Here is a 4,931-nt window from a genome sequence, read left to right on the forward strand (position 1 = left end):
GAGCTTCTTCCTGGCACGGCGCTTGCTTCGACGTCACGGCAGCAGGATCGAGTTCGCGCGCTACGCATACTTCACTCTGTTTGCGGCGAAGCGCGCACTCGTAGATGCGGAGTTCCGCGATCTGATCGTCACGGATCTGTTCTACTACCAGCCCGTTGCAATCAAACTTGCCGCCCTCGCGCGGACTGACGAGGACATGCTGGGGAGGCTCTTGCCTTTGGTGGAGGAGGAACTGGCTGACATGGTCAGTCCCGGCTCACCATACGAACTCACGCCACTGATCACGATCGACGAGATGCCGCAGCTTGAAGAGACAACGGCGTCGGGCGGAGAGCTTGAGCCAGCAACGTCGGACGAGCTTGAGTTCCCTGAAAGCAACTCGGCAGGCTCCTTCGGTCTTGTAAAGGCCGACATGACCTCAACTGCGAGGATGCATCGCACCTTGTGGCTGGTCTCTAGCGTCCTTCGAGATCTCGATCAGGTCGAGAATCTCGAACTCAAGCGAAGGACTCTCGTAGAACTGCTCGAGCTTTGGGGGCGGTTCATTACAGTGCTGAGCGCCGACGCCTCACTCGCAGACCTGCGGAGCGCTGTCACAAGGCACCTCCAGACTTCAGGCGACAGTTCGGAAGAGTCCGATGAGAAGCTAGAGGACTTCCTCGGTCGTTCTATCCCTGCCGGCGTAGCGATCGGCGGCATCGAGATGACGTTGTCCTCACCCAAGCTTGCGTCTGTGTTCGACGTAGCGCTCTCGAGCGGCGGACTCCGCCGCTCCAACGAGTGCGTCACGGCCTCTCTCCTCCTGCTTTTTCTTCTCCGCTCTCCCGGGTGGGCGATGAAAGCAGCAACGCTCGTCGACCAGGCGGAAGCAACCTGGGTGCTCACTCACTTCTTCCACGCGCTATGCCAGGACGCATACGCACAGGGCGGCGCACCCGAAGACGAGCTGCTTGCGCTCTGCAAAGCGCTGTACCTGAAGCAGCAGACCTTCACGTCCGCGGACATCAGATCGGCCCATCTCGATCAATACACACAACGACTACGGACCGAGCGCGCGAAGACTCGGCACTCCCGGCACCCGGCCTGAGAGGCGCCGGCGCGGGTGACTGCAGAGGTATGCCCTTCCCGGAAGTCGGTCCTCCATCGAGACAGGCGAACGACCGTCGCGATAGAGCTGACGCCATCCGACCTTGCTCGCATACCCGGCCCGCAGGCTTGGCCGTTGGGCGTCCGCGAATCGAACGAGGCTAGATCCCCATCCCACGCCCTGCACTCGACGCCCCACCAACGGGACTCGTCGCCATCGCCGCCTCGCGACTCCGCGCCGCCCGCCGCATCTCCGCCTGAGCCGCGCGCACGGCATCTTGGATCGTAAGCTCAGGCGTGCCGCGCTGCATCGACTCGACGAGACACTCGCGGGCGTCGACATCCGTCCGCGCGACCACGATCGCGAGGTTATGCAACCGCCCGCGAGTAAGGCCGACATACATTCCCGCCGCGTCCATATCCGGCCCGACCACGGACGCATCGGCGGTGTCGCCCTGCACGCCATGCACCGTCGACGCGTACGCGAGCTGCAGGTGCTCCCGCGCATACTCGGCAGACACTCGCCGCAACTCGCCGCTGTCGCCAACCGACACTAGATCGACGAACTCCTCGCGGATGCCGCGCACGATCCACTGCGCACGATTCTCAACGCCCGTGAGCCGGTCGTTGCGGCGCGTTTGGACGGTGTCGCCGACGAGGATGCGCTGCTCCCCCACCCCCCACGCGACGGCGCAGGGATCCAGCTCGCCGTGATCGACTCGCCGCTGCTGGATCGCGTCGTTGATGGCATCGGCCTCAGCGTTGGTGCCGGATACCAACGTCACCCGCTTGCCGCGCGCGTGCCACTCGAAGTACGCGTCGACCATCCGCTCATGCGCCGCATCGTGATGATCGACCCGCGCGACATGACCGCGTTCCAGCAACTCACCAGCGACCGCAAGCGCATGCTCGCGGTCGCCCGAGTCCCGCAACCGGAGCGTGAGCGCCGCGTACTCGGGATCGCGGAACCGGTGCACAGTATCGAGCTCAACCGCGGCGTTCGCGTGCCGAATCGCTGAACCCATGGCGCCGGAGTGTCCGACCGGCATCGCCTGGCGTGGGTCACCAACCAACGCCAACCCAACTCCTTGTTCGATCGCGAGCTCGACGAGGACGTTCGCCGTTTGCAGCTCGACCATTCCCGCTTCATCGACCACGATCCGATCGCGAGAACGCAACACGTACTGCGCTGGTCCGCCATACGCGACACCCGTGCGGGGATCGACCTCCCCCACACGCAGTCGCGTCCACACCATCGCACCGGCCTGATCGGCACCCCACCGGTAGCCGTGGTCGGCGAGCAGTGCGTGAATGCTGGATGCCGCAGCCCCGACCTCCCGAGACGCCACCGACGCCGCCTTCCTGGTCGGAGCGACGACGAGCATCCGCCGCCGTTGCGCCCCGAGCGCGGCGAACGCAGCACGCAGCATCGTCGTCTTGCCCGTGCCAGCAGGGCCGGTGACCGTGACGAGCCCATCTGTCCCCGCGATCGCGCACGCCGCAACGCGCTGCGAATCATCGAGTGGTGAGGTGTCCTCGTTCGACGCGAACCGATGCAGTTCGTTCGGCAGGAGCGAGCGCCCCGGCCGGGCGAGCAGGTCAAGGCGTCCGGCGAGACGCACCTTGGCCCGCACCGTCTCGGTGGCCATGAAAGCCTTGACGTGCGCGGGCGGAACGTCCGCGATGAGCCGATACACGGCCCTCGCGGCGCGCGTTGTGATCTCGAGGATCACGCCGTCGAGTTGATCGCGTGGCGCAACGATGCCGGTGCGTGAGAGCGCGCGCATTGCTCCGGCGCGGACGTCGAAGGTGCTGAACCGCCCGCCGCAGGATGTGGAGCGTTCGTCCGCATCGACGATCGCCACAGCCGCAAGCAGGTCCAGATCGAGCGCGTGCAGATCTGTCGAAGCGACGGCAATCGGTGCACGCGCGTTGATCAGTCTCGGATCGATCGCCGCGATCTCGCCACGGACGCGCGACTCCCACGACAACTCATCGAGGTCGGCCGGTTTGTTCGGTCGCGCTACCGCCCACGCGCGCCGGTCGATCTGATTCAGCACCTCGATGCTCGGCGCCGATCCCCCGTGCGCCGCCGACCACTCCGCAATCAAGCGCGCACGGTTCGCCTCGATCTGCGCCGATCGACGCGAGAGCGGACGGACAGCGCCAGCGAGTTCCGCGATCTCACCGGAGTCGTCGATCCTGTACCCGTGACGCGCAAGAGCGGCGATCCACCCGGGATCTGTGCGGGCGGCCAGCTCGCCCTCGGCGTTGATGACGGTGTGCAGCTTCATCGCGACGCGCGAGTCGAGGTTCGACCACTTGCCGTCCGCGCCGAGCACCTTGATGTTCAGCCACAGGTGACGGTGGATGTGCGGGTCGAGCGCCCGGGATCGGCGGTGCTGCAGCTCGACGACCTCGATGCGGGTGATCTCCTCGCGCAGGAGACCACCATGCCCGCGCCGCGCGTTGAGCTCGGTCTGCCAGGTGAGCAAGATGCGCCCACGCAACCGGTCTTGCAACGCTTCGAACTCAACAGCGAGGTCCGAACGGAGCAGCGCGGCGATGCTGTACGACTTCGGGTGGTTGAGCGTCCCGTCGAGCACCAGGTCCGCGTCGGGGCTCAGCCGCTGGAGGCCTCGCTCCTCCCCCGTGATCGGGTCGTGCCCAGTGAGCCAGACGCGAAGGCCTCCGGCGGTGAGTTGGTCTGTCGTGATGACGCCTTTGTCGACGATGTACCTGGAGACGGTTGAATCGGATGCTGTGACGTACGCCGCGAGCGCTTCGGTGCCGGTCGCCTGTCGCAGGTGCGCGTCGCAGGTGCCCTCGAGAGCGTACGAGATCGCCTGCCGAACCCCGCGGGATTCGACGCCCCTCTTCCATCGCTCAAGACCTCCCCGCATGGCGCCAGGGTAGGTCAGGTTTTCAAGTTTATCCAGGGATTTTTCTACGTTGCAGGTATCTGAAGCGAAGCGGTCTTAAAGGGGCTCTTCGCCGATCTGGTGGGGATCATGGGGTGAGTCCGCCGGCGGCGAGGAGCATGCGTAGTCGGTAGTTGTCGCGGTTGCGGTAGCCGCGGGCGAGGCGGCGTGCGAGCTCGATGATCCCGTTGATGGCTTCGGTGCCGCCGTTGTTCGCGCGGCCGGTGGTGAAGTAGGCCAGGAACGCCTCGCGCCACCTGCGCAGCGTCCGGCCCAGGCGCGCGATCTCCGGGATCGGGCAGGTGTGGAACGTGGTCAGGATCTTCTCCGCCAGTGCCCGGCCGTGGGTGGTGTCCCTGGCACGGTAGGCGGCGCGGAGGTCCTGGGCGCAGCGCCAGGCGACGTAGACCTCTTGGTGAGTGTCGTCGGCCTCGATCGCGGTCGCGAGGCGGTCGAGCTGCTTGTCGGTGAGGTTCTCTGCCCCGGCTCGCAGCAGGCGCTGGATGCCGTAGAGCGGATCGCCCTTGCGGCCTCGATGCCCGGTGGTGTCCTGCTGGACCCTTCGTCGGACCTCGTCCACGGCCTGGGTTCCAAGCTTCACGACGTGGAACGCATCCAGGACCGCGGTCGCGTCCGCGAGCTCGTCATCGATCGCGCTCTTGTAGCCCCCGAACGGATCCAGCGCCGCGACCTGGATCCCGGCCCGGAAGACCTCTCCTCGCTGGGTGAGCCAGTCGGCGTAGGCCTTCTTCGACCGGCCCGGCACCAGGTCCAGCAGTCGGGCGTGGACCCGGCCCCTCTCGTCGCGAGTCAGGTCGACCATCCCGGTCAGCTCCTTGGGGCCCTTCCTGCGGGGGTCGCCGTGGTGCCAGATGTGCTCATCGACCCCGAGCGAGGTGACCCCACCGAACCGGGTCTCATCGG

The 4,931-nt window shown here is 66.3% G+C and carries 3 protein-coding genes; 1 reads left to right on the plus strand and 2 read right to left on the minus strand.

Annotation, left to right across the window (positions count from 1 at the left end):
- A partial coding sequence (locus MSA03_RS14425) for a hypothetical protein (RefSeq protein WP_170245533.1) occupies positions 1–1,087 on the plus strand: 1,087 nt, incomplete at its 5' end.
- Positions 1,088–1,247: 160 nt separating this feature from the next.
- Here the strand turns inward: MSA03_RS14425 and MSA03_RS14230 are convergent.
- Both MSA03_RS14230 and MSA03_RS14235 read right to left on the minus strand, forming a co-directional pair.
- A complete protein-coding gene (locus MSA03_RS14230; RefSeq protein WP_147051524.1) occupies positions 1,248–3,989 on the minus strand; it encodes an AAA family ATPase in 2,742 nt (913 codons plus the stop codon).
- Positions 3,990–4,095: 106 nt separating this feature from the next.
- Positions 4,096–4,931, minus strand: an 836-nt coding sequence (locus MSA03_RS14235) for an ISL3 family transposase (RefSeq protein ID WP_147051525.1), incomplete at its 5' end; no start/stop codon positions are given.

Source organism: Microbacterium saccharophilum (assembly GCF_007992455.1).
GTDB classification, from domain to species: domain Bacteria; phylum Actinomycetota; class Actinomycetes; order Actinomycetales; family Microbacteriaceae; genus Microbacterium; species Microbacterium saccharophilum.